The following is a 17,800-nucleotide window of genomic DNA, read 5'->3' as shown; positions in this document are numbered from 1 at the left end:
GCGGGATCGGCCGCCGTCAGCGCGCGTAGACCCGGCACCACCCGCCTTCGGCGGCGATGCGGCGGCAGATCGTGCGCGCGGCGTCGCGGTCGGGCGCATCCAGGATGGCGAGCGGCCGGGCCATGGTGCCCATCCCCGCGAGGCGCGCGCGCGACACGCGCAGCGATCCTTCGGGCAGGTCGTGGGCGCGTGCGCGGGCGGCCCCGAGGCGGGCGGCGATGGCCTCGGTGCGCCCTGCGGCGAGGACGACGCCGAAGGCCGGGACGGGGACGGTCGCGGGCGTCATCCGGAACGCCCCCGAGCTGGCGGCCCGCGCCATGCGGGCGCATTCGTCGCGGAACGGCCCGGTGCCGAGGGCCATGTCGGGCGGGTCGGCCCCGTCGCGCCAGCCGGCCCCCGAAAGACCCGTCACGATGCCGAGGTAGTTGCGCGTCTCGCGCGGGAGGCCGCGGTCGCCCGCGAGGAAGGCGCGGACGCGCTGGGCGCCCGCGTTGTAGCCCGCGGCGGCGAGGCCGGGATTGCCGAACTCGGCCTCGAGGTCGGCGAGGTGCCGGGCCGACGCCTCGATGGCCGACCAGGGGTCGAACGGGTCCGCCAGCCCCTCGCGCGCGGCGGTGCCGGGCATGAACTGCGCGATGCCCTGCGCGCCGGCGGGGCTGACCGCGCCCGCGCGGAACCGCGACTCCTGCCAGAGGAGGCGGGCGTGGAAGTGGGGGTCGATCCCCGCCGCCGCGGCCGCCCGGTCGATGGCCGCGCAGACCCGGTCGGGCCAGCCCTGCGCGCCCGGCGGATCGGCCAGGGCGGGCAGGGCGGCGAGGAAGAGGAGGAGGAAGAGCGCGCGCACCGTCCCCAGACTAGCGCGCGCGCCGTCGAACCAAAGGGCCCGGGGGCTAGAGCGTCAGGCGGAAGCGGGCGAACCCTTCCGCGCCCTCGCCGGCGGGCTCGATCTCGAGGCCCTGGAGGTCGTCCGCATAGGCCGCGCCGGCGGGCCCCGTCTCGAAGAGGACGGTGGTCGTCCCGCCCAGCGGCGCGAAGGACCAGTTGGCATCGGCCCGCGGCTGCACGGTGCCCTGCTCGACCAGCCAGCGGACGATGACGTCGCGGTTGGTGTCCGGTCCCTCGAACACGATGGTCGAGCCGTCCACCCCCGGAAAGCTGCCGCCCCCGCCCGCGCGGTAGTTGTTGGTGGCGACGATGAACTGCATGTCGTCCGTCACCGGCCGGCCCTGCCAGGTCAGGTCCGCGATCCGCCGCGCGTCCGGGTCCTGCAGCACCCCTTCGCTATCGTATCTGGACGGTTGGGAGAGGTCGATCCGGTACTCGACCCCGTCGATCACGTCGAAATTGTAGGACGGGAAGTCCGGGTTCAGGAGCGTGGCGTCCGTCGCCCCCGGCTCGATCCGGTTGAAGATGCCGGCCGACCGCTCGAGCCATTCGCGCACGTCCGCGCCGGTCGCGGTCACGGCGCGGACCGTGTTCGGATAGAGGTAGAGGTCGGCGACGTTCTTGATCGCGACGGGGCCCGCGGGAACGTCCGTGTAGTATTCCGGCCCGCCCCGGCCGCCCGCCTTGAAGGGCGCGGCGGCGGACAGGATCGGCGTGCCCTCCCATTCGGTGCCCTGCATCATTTGCTCGATGTACCAGAGCTGCGCCAGGCTCACGATCTGGACGGACGGATCGTCCGCCACCAGGGCGAAGTAGGAATGCAGCGGCGCCGCCGTCTCGCCCACGGGGCGGCGGATGTAGTCCAGCGTCTCCTCGTGGGCCTCCCGGGTGGCCTCCAGGACCTCGGGGTCGTCCTCGACCAGCGGGACGACGGCGCGATCCTCGCCCCGCTCGTAGATGGGCCGCGCCTCGGAGGTGGAGGAGACGACGCGCCAGGCGTTCCCGTCCCGCTCCAGCAGGAGGTCGACGAGGCCGAGATGGCTGCCCCAGTACCCTGCCATCACGGCCGGGACCCCCTCGATGGTGCCAGTCTGCGCATCGACGCCGGGCATGTCGGCGTAGTCCTCGCCGGGGAAGACCCGGTGGTGGTGCCCGGTCAGGATCGCGTCGATCCCCGGCACGCGGGCCAGCGGGATGGCGGCGTTCTCCATCCCGTCGGTCCGCTCGGCCGGGCCGATGCCGGAATGGGCCAGGGCGAGGACGAGGTCGGCCCCCTCCTCGCGGATCCGGGGGACGTAGGCCTCCGCGGCGGCGACGATGTCGCGGACGGAGACGTTGCCCTCGAGGTGCCGCCGGTCCCAGGTCATGATCTGGGGCGGCACGAAGCCGATGACGCCGATGCGGATCGGGTGGGCCACGCCCGCGCCGTCCGTCACCTCGCGGTCGAGGATCACGTAGGGCGGCACGAGGGTGGCGTCGGCGGTGGGGGTCGCGCCCTCGCGGGTGACGACGTTGGCCGAGACGACCGGGAAATCAGCGCCGCCGAGGGCCTTCGACAGGAACTCGAGCCCGTAGTTGAACTCGTGGTTGCCCAGGGTCGACGCGTCGAAGCCCAGCGCGTTCATCGCCGCGATGACGGGATGGACGTCGCCCTGGGGCAGGCCCTTCTCGTAGGCGATGTAGTCGCCCATGGGATTGCCCTGCAGGAAGTCGCCGTTGTCGAGGAGAACGGCGTTCGTCGCCTCGGCCCGGATCGCGTCGACGATGGACGCCGTGCGGGCCAGCCCGGCTGTGTCCACCGCGCGGTCGGAATAGTAGTCGTAGGGCCAGACGTGGACGTGGAGGTCCGTCGTCTCCATCAGGCGCAGATGGGCCTGGTTCGCCTGGGCGCGGGCGCTGAACGGGTGCAGCGCGACGAGGCCGGCGGCGGAGGCCGTGGTGGCAAGGAACTGGCGGCGGGTGGTCAGCAGCGGCATGGCATGTCTCCCTCGGCTGGGCGCCACCCTAGGCGTCCGGGGCGCCACCGGGAAGGGAAGCGGGGCGCCGTGGCGGGCGCACGGTCCGGTCCGCCCCGGCGCGGGCGCTGGCCGGGCCCATGAAGATCGCCGGGCGGACGCCGGATCAGGGGGATGGGACGGACCGGGTCCCCCGGATCGGCTAGCACGCGTTCGCGGCTCGCGCGTCCGGCCGCGGACGCCCATTCATTGCCCGCGGAACTCGGCGCCCGTCATCCGGTCGCGGCGCAGGGCCCAACGGAGACAAGGGAGGCAAGCGGCCGACGGCATGACCATGGAGCTGTTTCCCCCGGCGATCGACCCGAACCATGTCAGGCGCCTGCAGGACGGCCGGCGTGTCGGCGCGGCGCGCGTCACCGCCGCGCGCGCCGCCACGGAGGCCGCGCCGATCGATTGGGCGCTCCGATGGGTCCACCGGGCCTCGGGCGGGATGCCGGTCCTCCTGAGCTTGATCGAGGGGGAGCGGCACGTGGTCCTCGCCGGCGCGGGGCTGGACGGGGCGATATCGGTGCCGTCCATCCACCCGCTAGGCCGGTCGATCTGCCAATACGTCGTGACCCGCACGGACGGCGCGCCGCTCGGCGTGGCGGACGCGCGCCGCCACCCCGTCCTCAAGGGGAACGGGGCGGTCGCCGAAATGGGCGTGGCGGCCTATCTGGGCCATCCCGTCGGCGGCGCGGAGGGCGAGGTCGTGGGCGCGATCTGCCTCTTCGCCACGCATCGGCACGAATGGTCGGGCGCGGTGGCGGACGTGCTGGAGGACGCGGCAGGCATGATCGAGGCGGCCCTGGCGGGACCCGGCCGCGTCCACTGAACGCGAAAGGGGCCGCCACGGCGGACGGCCCCTTCGACGGCTTCGACGTTCGGGGACCGATCAGGCGACCGGGCCGCCCTCGTCTTCGTCCTCGCCTTCGCCATCGGCCTGCGGGTCGGCCAGAGCCTCGGGCTCGTTGCGCTGCTCGACCGGGCTCTCCAGCTCGTCGAGCTGGGCGGAGCCGATGTCGTCGAAGAGCTCGGCGATCTCGAACTCGGCCTCGGCCTCCTCCTCGGCGCGAAGGTCGGCGATGTTCTTGCCTTCCTTCTGCAGCTCTGCCTCCTCGGCGGAGCGGGCGACGTTCAGCTCGATCACGGCCTCGACCTCCGGGTGGAGGGTCACGGTCACCTCGTGGATGCCCAGCTCCTTGATCGGGGCGGCGAGGGCGACCTGGCGGCGGTCCACCTCGAACCCGGCCTCCGCGGCGGCGTCGGCCGCGTCGCGCGTCGAGACCGAGCCGTAGAGCGCGCCGGAATCCGACGCCTGCCGGATCACGACGAACTGCTGGCCGTTCAACCGCTCGGCGGCCTTCTCGGCCTCGCCCTTAGACTCGAGGTTGCGCGCCTCGAGGATGGCCTTCTCGCTCTCGAAGCGGGCCTGGTTCTCCTTCGAGGCCCAGAGCGCCTTGCCCTGGGGCAGGAGGTAGTTGCGGGCGTAGCCGTCCTTGACGTTCACGATCTCGCCCATCTGGCCGAGCTTCGCGACGCGTTCCAGCAGGATCACTTGCATATCAAGACCCTCACTTCACGGCGTAGGGCAGCAGGGCCAGGAACCGGGCGCGCTTGATCGCCCGGGCGAGCTTGCGCTGGTTCTTGGCGCCCACCGCGGTGATGCGGGAGGGGACGATCTTGCCGCGCTCGGACACGTAGCGCTGCAGGAGCTTGACGTCCTTGTAGTCGATGGTGGGCGCGTTCTGGCCCTCGAACGGGTCGGTCTTCCGGCGGCGGAAGAAGGGGCGTGCTGCCATGGTCTCTCTCCTTTACCGGCGGTCGTCGCGGCGGCGGCGGTCGTCGCGCTCGTCGCGCTTCTGCATCTGGATCGACGGGCCTTCCTGGTGCTCGTCCACCTTGATGGTGAGCACGCGCATCACGTCGTCGTGCAGGCGCATCAGGCGCTCCATCTCCTGCACGGCGGGCGCGGGGGCGTCGGACCGCACGAAGGCGAAGTGCCCCTTGCGGTTCTTGTTGATCTTGTAGGCGAGGGTCTTGACCCCCCAGTACTCGCTGTCCACGACCTTGCCGCCGTTGTCCGAGAGGACGGTGCCGAAGTGCTCGATCAGCCCTTCGGCCTGGGCGTTGCTCAGGTCCTGGCGCGAGATGAAGACGTGCTCGTAGAGAGCCATGCGTCCACTCCTGTCCAAGGCGCGTTTCATAGAGGGCGGCATCGGCCCCGCGCCGCCTTCACGAGAGACCGCGCCGGTCAAACGTCTTGCGGGGAAGCGGCCCCTTAGGCCGGACGGGCGCGCGGCGCAAGCGGGCGCCCCGAGGCGGGGCGGGGCGTCGCGCAATGACCGAATCCCTGCCCGCGTCGCGCCCCAATCGCGCCGGCTTCGCCCGGCACGCCGGACGCGACGCCGGGCAGAAGGGGGTGCGCCGCCATGACCATGACAGCCGAGTTCGCATCCGGTCCCGCGGGGGGCGCCGCGCCTGCTGCCGGAGGACCGGCGATCCCGCACGAGGTGACGTCCGCCCCCTGGGGCTACGTGATCGCGGCCAGGAAGGCCGAGGGACGGGCGATGCGGATCGTCCGCCTCGCGGCGGGCGCGCTCGGCGTGGCGGCGCTGCTCGGGGCCGGGGCGCTCTGGCTCGCGCCGGGGGCGGTGCCGGCGCCGGACGCGCGGCCGATGACGCTGGCCGGCTCGGCCTCGCTCCTGATGCTGGGCGTCTGGCTGCTGACGCTGGGGCGCGAGCGCGGCGCCCTCGAGGCGCAGGTCGACCACCGCCGGGCGGAGGTCCGGGTGATGCTGCGGATGCGGTCCGGCGCCGCGCGCCTCCTGGCGCGGCACGGCTTCCAAGACCTCGCGGAGATCGCCGTCGAGGGCGACGCGCTGGTCCTGACCGGGCAGGACGGCCGCCGCCTGCTGTCCCGCAGGCTGGGGACCTGAGGTCCGCCGCCCTCGGCTGTTCGCCGCCGCACGGAAGCTGTTCGCGCAGACGTCATGCACGCCGCCCGCGCAGCGGGCTATGTCCCGGTGACATGCAACCTGGAGGGACCTTCATGCTTCGATCCACCGCCACAGCCGCCATTCTGGCGCTTTCCGCCACGGGCGCCATGGCCGACCCTGCGACCTACACGCTCGACCCGTCGCACAGCCAGATCCTGTTCTCCTACGACCATCTGGGCTTCTCGACGACCTACGGGATGTTCTCGGGCTTCGAGGGCGAGATCCAGTTCGACGAGGACGACCCGGCGGCCTCGTCCGTGTCGGTCTCGATGCCGGTCACGGAGATGTTCACCGGGTGGGAGGCGCGCGACGCCCACTTCCTGTCGGAGGACTTCTTCAACGCCATCGCCGACGGCCAGCCCATAGACCCCGAGCGGAACATGGTGACCTTCGAATCGACCTCGATCGAGGTGACGGGCGACGAGACGGCGAACATCACCGGCAACCTGACCATGAACGGGATCACCCAGGAGGTGGTGCTGGACACCAGCCTGAACGGCATGGGCCCGAACCCGATCAACCAGACGCCGACCATCGGCTTCGATGCGACGACCACGATCAAGCGTTCGGATTTCGGCGTGGGCGCCTTCGCCCCGGCCGTGTCGGACGAGGTGGAGGTCCAGATCTCGCTCGAGGCGATGCAGCCCGAGGCCTGATCGCGGCCATGGGCGGGACCGTGCCCCGCGGCGCGGTCCCTTCCCTCCGCCTCACCGCGGGCAACGATCCCGCTTGGCCCGCGCGCCCCTCGTTCGAAGCGGTAGAGGCCAAGTCAGGCACGGTTCGGGCGATGGTCCCGAAGCCGGAGGGGGTCCGAGGGACCGTGCCCCCGTTCCCGGCCCCGCGGCGCGGGCCCGCCACGCCCATGCTTCCGCCGTGCTGCCGTGGCGACGTCGGTGGGCCGGCGCGCCGCTACTCCGTCCGCTCTGCCGTCAGCTCGACCGCGATGACGACGGGGAAGCCGACGGTCGCCTCGTCCTCGTAGCCCGCGCCGATGGCGAAGTCGCGCCGGTCCACGGTGACGGCGCCGCGCATCCGGGCGGTGCCGTCCGACACCTCCAGGAGGACGGGAAGGGCGACGGGCACCTCGGCGCCGCGCAGCGTCAGCGTGCCGTCCGCGACATGGGTGGCCGGGGTGCCGTCGGGCAGCGCCTCGCCCGCGGCGGCGGGGGCGATGCCCGCGGCGAAGGTCGCCGTGGGGAACCCGGGGACGTCGAAGAAGTCCGGCCCCCGCGCCTGGTCCGTCACGCCGCCCAGCGTCACGCTGCCGGTCGCGATGGTCACGGTGACGTCGCCCGTGCCCGTCCCCTCGTCATAGGCGATCGCGGCCTGCCAGTCGCCGAACGACCCCTCGACCTCGTTGCCGAAATTGGTGACCGTGAGGGCCAGCGTGCCCTCCGTCACCGTCCAGTCCGACGCGACCGTCTCGAGCGCGGGGGCGGAGGCCACGGCCCCTTCGGTGCGGTAGAGGCCCAGCGCCGCGCCCGCCCCGAGCGCCAGCGCCCACACGGCCAGGGCGGCGGCCGGGGCGGCCCAGGACCGCCGGTGCGGGGGCAGGGGCGGCACGGCGGGCTGGCCCGGCGTCATCCGCTGAAGCGTTGCGTCGCGGTCGACGAAGCGGTGCTTGAGCGCGCCCGCGACATGGAGGACGAGCGCGACGGCGAGCACCCGCTCGAACAGGATGTGGAGCGAGGCGGCGACGTGCTCGACCCGGGGGGATTCGGGCACGAGGGGCAGGTCCTGCCCGAAGGGCCACCAGATCGGCGCGAAGCCGGAGGCCGCCGAATGGGTGATCCAACCCGTCAGCGGCACGAGGATCAGGCTGCCGTAGAGGAGGAGGTGCACCGTCTTGGCGAGCCAGGTCTCGACCCTGCGATCTGGGTGCAGGGGCGCCGGCCTTGGCGTCGCGAGGGACCACAGGACCCGCGCCAGCGCAACGATGAAGATGAGGACCCCCAGTGTCTTGTGGATCGAGAAGAGGAAGGCGGCCTGCGCCACCGCGCCCGCGTCCGCGCCGGTCAGCACCCCTTCGGAATGGGCGATCCGATTGGCCACGATGCCGAGCGGGATCATCGTGATGATCGCGACAGCCAGCGTCCAGTGGAACAGCTTCTCGACGGCGCCGTAGCGCTCGTTCGTGTTGGTCCAGAGGGTGGCGTCGGTCATCGGTTCCTCCTCGCAGGCGGGGGGGACCATAAGCCGATGCCCGCGATCCGCCATGCGCGAAGGCGCACGGACGCCGTGCGCGCAAGGGCCTTGGCGGACCCCCGCGCCGGGCGGTGCCGTCCTTGCGGGGATGGCACAAGGCCCTTGCAAGAGCCCTGCCCGGGCGCGATGCGGGACGAAACGGGAGGTTTGCGATGCGCGCGTTCATCTTTCCGGGCCAGGGCGCCCAGACGATCGGCATGGGCAAGGGGCTGGCCGACGCCTGGCCCGAGGCCCGCGCGGTGTTCGAGGAGGTGGACGACGCCCTGGGCGAGAAGCTGTCCGCCGTGATCTGGGAGGGCGACGCCGAGACGCTGACCCTGACGCGCAACGCCCAGCCCGCGCTGATGGCGACGAGCATGGCCGCGATGGCCGCTCTGAAGGCCGAAGGGGTGGGGATCGCGGCGGCGGACTACGTGGCCGGCCATTCGCTGGGCGAGTATTCGGCGCTGTGCGCGGCGGGGACGCTCTCGGTGGCGGATGCGGCGCGGCTGCTTCGCACGCGCGGCGAGGCCATGCAGCAGGCCGTTCCCGCGGGCGAGGGGGCCATGGCCGCGCTGGTGGGCGTCGACCTCGGGACCGCCGAGGCCGTCGCGAGGGAGGCCGCCGAGGGCGAGGTGCTGGAGGCGGCGAACGACAACGACCCCTCGCAGGTGGTGATCTCGGGCGCGCGGGGCGCGGTCGAGCGGGCGCTGGACGTGGCGAAGGCGCATGGCGCGAAGCGCGCGATCCTCCTGCCGGTGTCGGCGCCGTTCCACTGCGCCCTGATGGAGCCCGCCGCGCGCGTCATGGCCGAGGCGCTGGAGGGGGTCGGCATGGCCGATCCCGCCGTGCCGGTCGTCACCAACGTCCGCGCGAGGCCCGTCGAAGCCGCGGCCGAGCTGCGCGCCGGCCTCGTCGAGCAGGTGACCGGCCGCGTCCGTTGGCGCGAGAGCGTCGCCTGGATGGCCGGGGCCGGCGTGGCCGAGTTCTGGGAGGTCGGCGCGGGCAAGGCGCTGTCGGGCATGGTCAAGCGCATCGCGCGCGATGCCGCGACGCTGCAGGTGGGTACCCCTGACCAAGTGCGCGCGGCGGCCGGATCGACCTGAGCTTCGGCACCGAGAGACTTGATAGGAATGGGAGAATCGATGTTCGATCTGAGCGGAAAGTCGGCGCTGGTGACGGGCGCCTCGGGCGGGATCGGCGGGGCCATCGCGCGCGCCCTGCACGGCGCGGGGGCCGCGGTCGCCCTCTCCGGCACCCGCGAGGGTCCGCTGGAGGCGCTGCGCGACGAGCTGGGCGAGCGGGCGCACGTCGTCGCCGCGTCGCTGTCGGACGCCGAGGCCGTGGAGGCGCTGCCGGGGCGCGCGTCGAAGGCGATGGGCGGGCTGGACGTGCTGGTGAACAACGCGGGCATCACCCGCGACCAGATCTTCATGCGCATGAAGGACGAGGAGTGGGCCGAGGTCATCGAGGTGAACCTGACCGCCTCCATGCGCCTCTGCCGGGCGGTGATGCGCCCGATGATGAAGGCGCGATGGGGGCGGATCGTGAACGTGTCCTCGGTCGTGGGGGCGACGGGCAACCCGGGGCAGGCGAACTACGCGGCCTCGAAGGGGGGCCTCGTGGCGATGTCGAAGGCCATCGCCTACGAGGTGGCGAGCCGCGGGATCACGGTGAACTGCGTGGCGCCGGGCTTCATCGGCACCGCGATGACCGAGAAGCTGACGGACGAGCAGAAGGAGGGGATCCTGCCGCAGATCCCCATGAGACGGATGGGCGCGCCGGAGGAGGTGGCGGCGGCCGCGCTGTACCTCGCGTCGCCGGAGGCGGGCTACGTGACCGGCACGGTGCTGCACGTGAACGGCGGGATGGTCATGATCTGAACCCGCCGGCCGGGTGGGGTTTTCCGTGCCGGCGGCGGAGTCCCGCGGCCCCGGCGAATCCGTTTGCCTGCCCCGGCGCGTCTGCTATAGGCCCGCCGGTAAAGGGCCGGGCGCCTTGCAAAGGGGGCCCGGCCCCTATTCATTCACCGGGCCGTGAGGTCCAAGGGGCGCCCCTCCAGGGGCCCGCAAAGCGAGAAGGAGAGCGCGATGAGCGATACCGCCGAGCGCGTTAAGAAGATCGTCGTCGAGCATCTGAACGTCGAGGAGGACAAGGTCACGAAGGAGGCTTCCTTCATCGACGACCTCGGCGCGGACAGCCTCGACACGGTCGAGCTGGTCATGGCCTTCGAGGAGGAGTTCGGGATCGAGATCCCCGACGATGCCGCCGAGACCATCCAGACCGTCGGCGACGCGGTGGGGTTCATCGACAAGCAGAAGTGAGCGAGGCCCGAGCGACGGCTTCCGGAACGGCGTCCCCCTGCGGGGCGCCGTCTTCGTTTGCGGAGGCCTCCTTTGCGGGGCGGTCCTTCGCGGTGGCGGCCGGACGGAGGTGGTCCTGCGGGGCGCGGCGGATCGCCGGCGCCGCGCCCCCGGCCTTCCGTCCCCATCCCGCGCGGGCTATGGGGCCGGCGGGCAACGGAAGGGAGCCGCCATGCGTCGCGTCGTCGTCACGGGAATGGGTATGGTCAGCCCGCTGGCGTCGGGCGTGGGCGCCACGTGGGACAGGCTGGTGGAAGGGCGTTCGGGCGCAGGGACGATCACGCGGTTCGACGCCTCGCACCTCGCCACGACCTATGCCTGCGAGGTCCCCTTCGAGGGCGAGGGCGCCTTCGATCCCGACGCGGTCATGGACCCCAAGGACCGCCGCCGGGTGGACGACTTCATCCTCTACGGGGTCGCCGCCGCCGACGAGGCGCTGGAGGACGCCGGCTGGACCGACCCTTCCGACGAGGGCAAGCTGCGGACGGGGGTGATGATCGGCTCGGGCATCGGGGGCCTGAACTCGATCGCGGACACGGCCGTCCTCATCAAGGAGAAGGGGCCGCGGCGGGTCTCGCCCTTCTTCATCCCCGGCGCGCTGATCAACCTCGTCTCGGGGCAGGTGGGCATCCGGCACGGGTTCAAGGGCCCGAACCACGCGGTGGTGACGGCCTGCTCGACCGGGGCGCACGCCATCGGGGACGCGGCCCGGCTGATCGCCCTCGACGACGCGGACGTCATGGTCGCCGGGGGCGCGGAATCGCCCATCTCCGAGATCGGGATCGCGGGGTTCAACGCCTGCAAGGCCCTCAGCACCAAGCGAGGCGACGCCCCCGAGACGGCGAGCCGCCCCTGGGACGCGGACCGCGACGGGTTCGTCATGGGCGAGGGCGCGGGCGTCGTGGTGCTGGAGGAATACGAGCACGCGAAGGCCCGGGGCGCCACGATCCACGCCGAGGTGGTGGGCTACGGCCTGTCGGGCGACGCCTACCACATCACCGCCCCGCCCCCCGACCACGAGGGCGCCGAGCGGGCCATGCGGGCCGCGCTGAAGCGGGCGGGCATATCGGGCGAGCGGATCGGCTACGTCAACGCCCACGGCACCTCGACCATGGCCGACACGATCGAACTGGACGCCGTCGAGCGGGTCTGCGGCAGCGATCTGGTCATGTCCTCGACGAAGTCCTCGATCGGGCACCTCCTCGGTGCGGCGGGGGCGGTCGAGGCGATCTTCTGCGTCAGGACGCTGCGGACGGGGATCGCGCCGCCGACGCTGAACCTCGAGAACGGGCCGGACACGAAGGTGAACCTCTGCGCGAGGCGGGCGGTGGAGGGGGATTTCGAATACGCCCTCTCCAACAGCTTCGGCTTCGGGGGGACGAACGCCTCGCTCGTGCTGAAGAGGGTCTGAGGGGATGTGGAAGGCGGTCGCCTCGAACGCGCTCACGCTGCTGATCGTCGCGATGATGGTGGCCGCCGCGGCGGTCGTCTGGGCGCGCGGCGAATGGCAGCGCGCGGGGCCGCTGGAGCAGGCGATCTGCGTCCGGGTCGAATCGGGGTCCAACATGCGCGCGCTCGCCGCGCAGCTGGACGAGAAGGGCGCGGTGTCGGACCCGCGCGTCTACCGCGTCGGCGTGCGCTACGCGGACCTGCCGGGGCTGAAGGCCGGGTCGTTCCTCGTCCCCGAGGGGGCCAGCATGGCCGAGATCGCGGACATCGTGACGCGCGGCGGGGCCTCCACCTGCGGCACGGAGATCGTCTATCGCATCGGCGTGGCCGACATCGACGCCCGGGTGCGCGAGCTGGACCCCGCGACGGAGACATTCGAGGTGGTGGCCGAGTTCGGGCCGGACGATCCCGTCCCGGCCGCCTATGCCGAGCTGCGGGAGGCGGCGGACACGCGGTTCCGGGTGTCGCTGGCCGAGGGGGTGACCTCCTGGCAGGTGGTGGAGGGGCTGCGCTTCGTCGACGTCCTGGCGGGCGAGGTGGCGGAGGTGCCCCCCGAGGGCACGCTGGCGCCCGATTCCTACGAGATCGCGCCGGGAACGCGGCGGGCCGAGGTGATCGAGCTGATGCAGCTCTCGCAGGAGGAGATCCTGGCCGACGCCTGGGCCGCGCGGGCCCCGGACCTGCCGCTGGAGAGCCCCGAGGAGGCGCTGATCCTGGCCTCGATCATCGAGAAGGAGACCGGCATCGCCGAAGAGCGGCGGCAGGTGGCGAGCGTGTTCGTCAACCGGCTGCGGCAGGGAATGCGGCTGCAGACGGACCCGACGGTGATCTACGGGGTGACGGAAGGGCGGGGCGTGCTGGGCCGGGGGCTGCGCCAGTCCGAGCTGGACCGCGAGACGCCCTGGAACACCTACCTCGTCGCGGGGCTGCCGCCGACGCCCATCGCCAACCCGGGCCGCGCGGCGATCGAGGCCGCGCTGGACCCCGACGCGACGCCCTACGTCTTCTTCGTGGCCGACGGCACGGGCGGGCATGCCTTCGCCGAGACCCTGGCCGAGCACAACGCGAACGTTCGTGCCTGGCGGGCCATCGAGGCCGAGCGGGCGCCGGCGACCGACGGCTAGGGGTCCGGGCCGCTTCCCCCCCGGCGCGCGAGGGGGGGAACGGGGCGGGATTCGCCCGTTCCGGCGGGATCGCCCTTCGGGGGCGGTTCGGATCGCGTTCCCTCCGAGCGGACGCCTTTTCTCCAACGTATTGATACTAGGCATATCTATCCGCGGCCGTTGCGCGCCGCGGGCACCGTACGGTCGGTTTCCGATCCGGTAACGCCTCTGCGGCATTCTCCTTCCACGGCTAGAGGTGCGGGGGGCCCCTCGGGGCGTCCGGTCTTTCGTGCGGGAACGCGAGGGAAGGCAGGACCCATGCAGAAAGAGAACGCGCCGGAAGGCGCGCTGATCACGGCCGCGGCCCCCGAAGGGGCCGAGGCGGAACTGAGGGAGGAGGCGGATCGCCTGATCGCGCAGCTGAGGGACATGGTGGGCTATTACGACCTGCTGATGGCCGAGGCGCGCGAGACAGGGGGGCCGCCGAACGGGAAGGACGCGAAGGGCTTGCTGCTGGACATGGGCTCCATGTCCCGGCGGGTCTGCGCGGCGATCGAGGGGCTGGATGGCGGACGCAGGGAAAGAGCGGGGATTGCCAGGGGGGACTACGCCCTCGACCTGGCCGCCGCGCGGGGCGCGGTACTGTCGCGGCTGGAGTCGCTCGCTAGGGAGCGGCGAGCGAAGCGCGTTCCTCGATAGCCTTGGGGAGGGGGAGCTGGCGGCGATGCCGTTCCTCTTCGAATTGTGGGCGGGGCGGCATCAGCTGCCCCCCCGCGGCGAGTGGCTGACATGGGTGTGCCTGGGCGGGCGCGGCGCGGGCAAGACGCGCGCGGGATCCGAATGGGTGCGCTGGCAGGTCGAGGGGGCGCGCCCGCTCGACCGGGGCCGGTGCCGGCGCGTCGCGCTGGTGGGCGAGACCTACGAGCAGGCGCGCGACGTGATGGTGTTCGGCGAGAGCGGCATCCTGGCGTGCAGCCCGCCCGATCGGCGCCCGCGGTGGGAGGCGGTGCGGCGGCGGCTGGTCTGGCCGAACGGGGCGGAGGCGCGGGTCTTCTCGGCCTCGGACCCCGAGGCGATGCGGGGGCCGCAGTTCGACGCGGCCTGGTGCGACGAGCTGGCGAAATGGCGCAAGGGGCGCGAGGCGTTCGACATGCTGCGCTTCGCCCTCAGGCTGGGGGGCGACCCGCGCTGCGTGGTGACGACGACGCCGCGCCCGGTGCCCGTCCTGAAGGAGCTGCTGGCCCGGCCGAGCACGGCGGTGACGCGGGCGAGGACGGAGGCGAACGCCGCCTTCCTCGCGCCCTCGTTCCTGCGGGAGGTGCGCGCGCGCTACGAGGGCACGCGCCTCGGGCGGCAGGAGCTGGACGGCGAGCTGATCGAGACGCCGGACGGCGCGCTGTGGCCGGTCGAGCTGATCGAGGCGGCGCGGTGCCCGGACGCCCCGGAGCTGGAGCGCGTGGTTGTCGCGGTCGATCCGGCGGCGACGTCGAAGCACGGCAGCGACGCGTGCGGGATCGTGGTGTGCGGCGTCGCCGAGGGGATCGGCTACGTCCTGGAGGACGCGACCGTCCAGCGCGCGAGCCCCGGGGTATGGGCGCGGCGGGTCGTGGAGGTGGCGCGCAAGTGGTCCGCCGACCGCGTGGTCGCGGAGGCGAATCAGGGCGGCGAGATGATCGAGGCGTTGCTTCGCGGCGAGGACCGTACGGTGCCTTATCGAAGCGTTCACGCCTCTCGGGCAAAGTCGTCGCGTGCCGAGCCGGTGGCCGCCCTCTACGAGCGGGGCCTCGTGCGGCACGCGGCGGGGCTGAAGGCGCTGGAGGCGCAGATGGGGCTGATGACGGTGAGGGGCTTCGAGGGGCACGGATCGCCCGACAGGGTCGACGCGCTGGTCTGGGCCCTGGGCGAGCTGATGCTGAGGCGGCCGGGGCGGCCAGGGGTTCGGACGCTCTAGAAGACTGACGAGACGGAAGATTTTCGCGGGGCCGTCGGCGCCGCACGGGGGAGGTGTGCCTTATGGGCTGGTTCGGGAAGAAGGCCGGGGTCGAGGCGGCGAAGGCGTCGCGGGGCGTGCGCGGGAAGGTCCATGCGGCCGGCACGGGCCGGGTGGCCTGGACGCCGCGCGAGACGGGCGCGCTGCTGCGCGCGGGGTTCGAGCGCAACCCGGTCGGCTTCCGCGCGGCCAAGCTGGTCGCGGAGGCCGCCGCCGCGCTGCCGGTGGTGCTGAGCGAGGACGGCGCGCGGATGGAGCGCCATCCGGTGCTGTCGCTGCTGGAGCGGCCGAACGGGGCGCAGGGGCGGGGCGAGTTCCTCGAGGCGCTCTACGGCCAGCTCGTGCTGACGGGGGACGGCTATGTCGAGGCCGCCGGCGAGGGGGCGGAGCTGCACGTCCTGCGGTCCGACCGGGTGCGCGTGGTGCCGGGCGAGGACGGCTGGCCGGTCGCCTACGAGTACCGGGTGGGCAGCCGCGCCGTGCGGCTGGCCGAGGCGGGCGTGTGCCACGTGCGCGCCTTCCATCCCGCGGACGACCATTACGGGATGTCGCCGCTGTCGGCCGCCGCCAGCGCGGTGGACGTGCACAACGCCGCGTCCGCCTGGTCGAAGGCGCTGCTGGACAACGCGGCGCGCCCTTCGGGGGCCATCGTGCACCGCGGGCCGGACGGGGTGGAGCTGACCGAGCAGCAGTTCGAGCGGCTGCGCGCGGAGGTCGAGCAGCACCATGCGGGCGCGCGCAACGCCGGGCGGCCGATGGTCCTGGACGGCGGGCTGGACTGGAAGCCCATGGGGCTGAGCCCCGCCGACATGGAGTTCCTGCGCACCAAGGAGGCCGCGGCGCGCGAGATCGCGACCGCCTTCGGGGTGCCGCCCATGCTGCTGGGGATCCCCGGCGACGCGACCTACGCCAACTACGCCGAAGCGAACCGCGCCTTCTACCGGCTGACGGTGCTGCCGCTGGCGGGGCGGGTGCTGGGGCGCCTGGCCGGGTGGCTGGGGGGCCTGCGGGGCGAGGGGGTCGCGCTGTCGGTCGACCTCGACGGGGTGCCGGCGCTGGCCGCCGAACGGGAGAGCGCCTGGGCGCGGATCACGGGCGCGGACTTCCTGTCGGAGGACGAGAAACGGCGGATGCTGGGGCTGGAGGGCTAAGGAATGCTGGAGCGGAAGTTCGTCTCGTTCGAGACGGTGACGGTCGGGGACGACCTGTCGATCGAGGGATACGCGTCCCTCTTCGGCAAGCAGGACCAGGGCGGGGACGTGGTCGAGCGGGGGGCCTACGGCCTGTCGCTGGCGCGGACCGCACGGGCGGGGCGGCGGGTGAAGATGCTGTGGCAGCACGACCCCGCCCAGCCCATCGGCGTCTGGGAGGCCGTCGCCGAGGACGAGCGGGGCCTGAAAGTGAAGGGCCGCCTCCTGCCGGACGTCGCCAGGGCGCGCGAGGCGGCGGCCCTGATCGCGGCAGGGGCCATCGACGGCCTCTCCATCGGCTACCGCACCGTGAAGGCGGTCAAGGACAAGGACGGGCGGCGCCGGCTCGAGGAGCTGGACCTCTGGGAGGTCAGCCTCGTGACCTTCCCGATGCTGCCCGAGGCGCGGGTCGGGAAATCCGGTGCGCCGCAGGGGGACGGGGCGCTGATCGCGGCGCTGCGTGAGGCGGGGCGCACGCTCCGCGAGGGGATCACGGAAGGGGGATCGTGATGTCGGACGAGATCGGGGGGGCGCTGCGCGCCTTCGCGGAGGACGTGAAGGGCTTCAAGCGGGAAGTCGAGGCGAAGATCGGTGAGCAGGAGCGCAGGATGAGCGTGATGAACAAGATGGGCGCGGGGCGCCCGGTGCTGTCCACGAAGGCGGCGGAGGCGGACGGGCACCGCGACGCGATGGGCGCCTATCTGCGCCAGGGCGACGACGAGGGGCTGCGCGCCCTCGCCGTCGAGCGCAAGGGCATGTCCACGGCCGTCAGCGCCGACGGGGGCTACCTCGTCGATCCGGCGACCTCGGAGACGGTCCGCTCCGTGCTGGCCGAGACGGCGAGCATCCGCGCCGTGGCCAGCGTGGTGGAGGTGGACGCCACCTCCTACGACGTGCTGGTCGACCATGGCGAGATGGGGTCCGTCTGGGCGTCCGAGGCCGGCAGCATGGCCGAGACCGGCGCCGGGGCCGTCGACCGCGTGTCGATCCCGCTGCACGAGCTGTCGGCGCTGCCCAAATGCTCCCAGCGGCTGCTGGACGACGCGGCCTTCGACATGGAGGCGTGGCTGAGCCAGCGCATCGCCGAGCGCTTCGCCCGCGCCGAGGCGGCGGCCTTCGTGGCGGGCGACGGCGTGGACAAGCCCACGGGCTTCCTGACGAAGCCCACCGTGGACGACGGCGTCTGGTCCTGGGGGTCCATCGGCACGGTCCCGACGGGCGAGGACGGGGGCCTCGGCGACGGGGCGGCCATCGTCGCCCTCGTCTACGCGCTGGGGGCGCAGTACCGGGCGAACGGGACCTTCGTGATGAACAGCAGGACCGCCGGCGCCGTGCGGCAGCTGAAGGACGGCGAGGGGCGGTTCCTGTGGCTCGACGGGATGGGGGCGGACCAGCCCGCGCGCCTGATGGGCTATCCGGTGCTGATCGCCGAGGACATGCCCGACATGGCCACGGGCGCCACGCCCGTCGCATTCGGCGACTTCGCGTCGGGCTACACCATCGCCGAGCGGGCGGACCTGCGCGTCCTGCGCGATCCGTTCTCGGCCAAGCCCAACGTCCTCTTCTACGCGACGAAGCGCGTGGGCGGCGACGTGACGGACTTCGCCGCGATCAAGCTGCTGGCGACCGTCCAGTGACCTGAG

The 17,800-nt window shown here is 72.9% G+C and carries 19 protein-coding genes; 13 read left to right on the top strand and 6 right to left on the bottom strand.

The window, feature by feature from the left end; genetic code table 11:
• Positions 1-16: 16 nt before the first annotated feature.
• Both BCF33_RS13880 and BCF33_RS04935 read right to left on the bottom strand, forming a co-directional pair.
• Positions 17-844 (bottom strand): lytic transglycosylase domain-containing protein, encoded by an 828-nt coding sequence (locus tag BCF33_RS13880; RefSeq protein WP_245883728.1) that lies wholly within the window; start codon positions 842-844, stop codon positions 17-19.
• A gap of 46 nt (positions 845-890) precedes the next feature.
• Positions 891-2,861 carry a bifunctional 2',3'-cyclic-nucleotide 2'-phosphodiesterase/3'-nucleotidase gene (locus BCF33_RS04935; protein WP_106159770.1) on the bottom strand — a complete coding sequence of 657 codons (1,971 nt, stop codon included), beginning with the start codon at positions 2,859-2,861 and terminating at the stop codon, positions 891-893.
• Positions 2,862-3,168: 307 nt separating this feature from the next.
• On the opposite strand from BCF33_RS04935, the gene BCF33_RS04930 reads away from it, so the two are divergent.
• Positions 3,169-3,714 (top strand): GAF domain-containing protein, encoded by a 546-nt coding sequence (locus BCF33_RS04930; RefSeq protein WP_106159769.1) that lies wholly within the window; start codon positions 3,169-3,171, stop codon positions 3,712-3,714.
• A 60-nt stretch (positions 3,715-3,774) separates the two neighbouring features.
• On the opposite strand, the gene rplI is transcribed toward BCF33_RS04930, so the two are convergent.
• Genes rplI through rpsF form a run of 3 tightly spaced genes read right to left on the bottom strand, consistent with a single transcriptional unit; the run spans position 3,775 to position 5,056 of the window.
• A complete protein-coding gene (gene rplI, locus BCF33_RS04925; RefSeq protein ID WP_106159768.1) occupies positions 3,775-4,443 on the bottom strand; it encodes a 50S ribosomal protein L9 in 669 nt (222 codons plus the stop codon).
• A 10-nt stretch (positions 4,444-4,453) separates the two neighbouring features.
• Entirely contained in the window at positions 4,454-4,681 is a 228-nt protein-coding gene (gene rpsR / locus BCF33_RS04920; RefSeq protein WP_106159767.1) for a 30S ribosomal protein S18, read from the bottom strand.
• Positions 4,682-4,693: 12 nt separating this feature from the next.
• Positions 4,694-5,056: a 30S ribosomal protein S6 gene (gene rpsF, locus BCF33_RS04915; protein ID WP_106159766.1), complete on the bottom strand. Its 363-nt coding sequence runs from the start codon at positions 5,054-5,056 to the stop codon at positions 4,694-4,696.
• Between the two features lie 255 nt (positions 5,057-5,311).
• Between rpsF and BCF33_RS04910 the strand changes: the two genes are divergently transcribed.
• Positions 5,312-5,818 carry a hypothetical protein gene (locus BCF33_RS04910; RefSeq protein WP_106159765.1) on the top strand — a complete coding sequence of 169 codons (507 nt, stop codon included), beginning with the start codon at positions 5,312-5,314 and terminating at the stop codon, positions 5,816-5,818.
• Positions 5,819-5,931: 113 nt separating this feature from the next.
• The gene (locus tag BCF33_RS04905; protein WP_106159764.1) at positions 5,932-6,534 is read left to right on the top strand and encodes a YceI family protein; all 603 of its coding nucleotides are present in this window, start codon (positions 5,932-5,934) and stop codon (positions 6,532-6,534) included.
• Between the two features lie 253 nt (positions 6,535-6,787).
• Here the strand turns inward: BCF33_RS04905 and BCF33_RS04900 are convergent, their stop codons facing one another.
• A complete protein-coding gene (locus BCF33_RS04900; RefSeq protein WP_106159763.1) occupies positions 6,788-8,041 on the bottom strand; it encodes a cytochrome b/b6 domain-containing protein in 1,254 nt (417 codons plus the stop codon).
• A 194-nt stretch (positions 8,042-8,235) separates the two neighbouring features.
• On the opposite strand from BCF33_RS04900, the gene fabD reads away from it, so the two are divergent.
• The 10 genes from fabD to BCF33_RS04855 all read left to right on the top strand — a co-directional run bounded on the left by fabD (position 8,236) and on the right by BCF33_RS04855 (position 17,794).
• Complete coding sequence (fabD, locus tag BCF33_RS04895; RefSeq protein WP_106159762.1) at positions 8,236-9,168, top strand: ACP S-malonyltransferase; 933 nt, start codon at positions 8,236-8,238, stop codon at positions 9,166-9,168.
• 39 nt (positions 9,169-9,207) lie between these two features.
• Entirely contained in the window at positions 9,208-9,945 is a 738-nt protein-coding gene (gene fabG, locus BCF33_RS04890) for a 3-oxoacyl-[acyl-carrier-protein] reductase (RefSeq protein WP_106159761.1), read from the top strand.
• A 207-nt stretch (positions 9,946-10,152) separates the two neighbouring features.
• Entirely contained in the window at positions 10,153-10,386 is a 234-nt protein-coding gene (locus BCF33_RS04885; protein ID WP_106159760.1) for an acyl carrier protein, read from the top strand.
• A gap of 211 nt (positions 10,387-10,597) precedes the next feature.
• Positions 10,598-11,836: a beta-ketoacyl-ACP synthase II gene (gene fabF / locus BCF33_RS04880; RefSeq protein ID WP_106159759.1), complete on the top strand. Its 1,239-nt coding sequence runs from the start codon at positions 10,598-10,600 to the stop codon at positions 11,834-11,836.
• Positions 11,837-11,840: 4 nt separating this feature from the next.
• A complete protein-coding gene (gene mltG / locus BCF33_RS04875) occupies positions 11,841-12,998 on the top strand; it encodes an endolytic transglycosylase MltG (protein WP_106159758.1) in 1,158 nt (385 codons plus the stop codon).
• A 297-nt stretch (positions 12,999-13,295) separates the two neighbouring features.
• On the top strand, positions 13,296-13,676 hold the full coding sequence (locus BCF33_RS14300) for a hypothetical protein (protein WP_245883727.1): 381 nt from the start codon (positions 13,296-13,298) through the stop codon (positions 13,674-13,676).
• Positions 13,677-13,701: 25 nt separating this feature from the next.
• On the top strand, positions 13,702-14,928 hold the full coding sequence (locus tag BCF33_RS04870) for a DNA-packaging protein (protein ID WP_245883726.1): 1,227 nt from the start codon (positions 13,702-13,704) through the stop codon (positions 14,926-14,928).
• A 62-nt stretch (positions 14,929-14,990) separates the two neighbouring features.
• Positions 14,991-16,118 carry a phage portal protein gene (locus BCF33_RS04865; protein WP_106159756.1) on the top strand — a complete coding sequence of 376 codons (1,128 nt, stop codon included), beginning with the start codon at positions 14,991-14,993 and terminating at the stop codon, positions 16,116-16,118.
• 3 nt (positions 16,119-16,121) lie between these two features.
• Positions 16,122-16,667, top strand: a complete 546-nt coding sequence (locus BCF33_RS04860; protein ID WP_106159755.1) for an HK97 family phage prohead protease — start codon at positions 16,122-16,124, stop codon at positions 16,665-16,667.
• The gene (locus BCF33_RS04855) at positions 16,667-17,794 is read left to right on the top strand and encodes a phage major capsid protein (protein WP_106159754.1); all 1,128 of its coding nucleotides are present in this window, start codon (positions 16,667-16,669) and stop codon (positions 17,792-17,794) included. The genes BCF33_RS04860 and BCF33_RS04855 overlap by 1 nt, the downstream gene beginning before the upstream one ends.
• Positions 17,795-17,800: the final 6 nt, after the last annotated feature.

The sequence above is a fragment of the Hasllibacter halocynthiae genome (assembly GCF_003003095.1).
Classification (GTDB): Bacteria; Pseudomonadota; Alphaproteobacteria; order Rhodobacterales; family Rhodobacteraceae; genus Hasllibacter; species Hasllibacter halocynthiae.
This window is presented reverse-complemented; position numbering and strand designations above follow the sequence as displayed.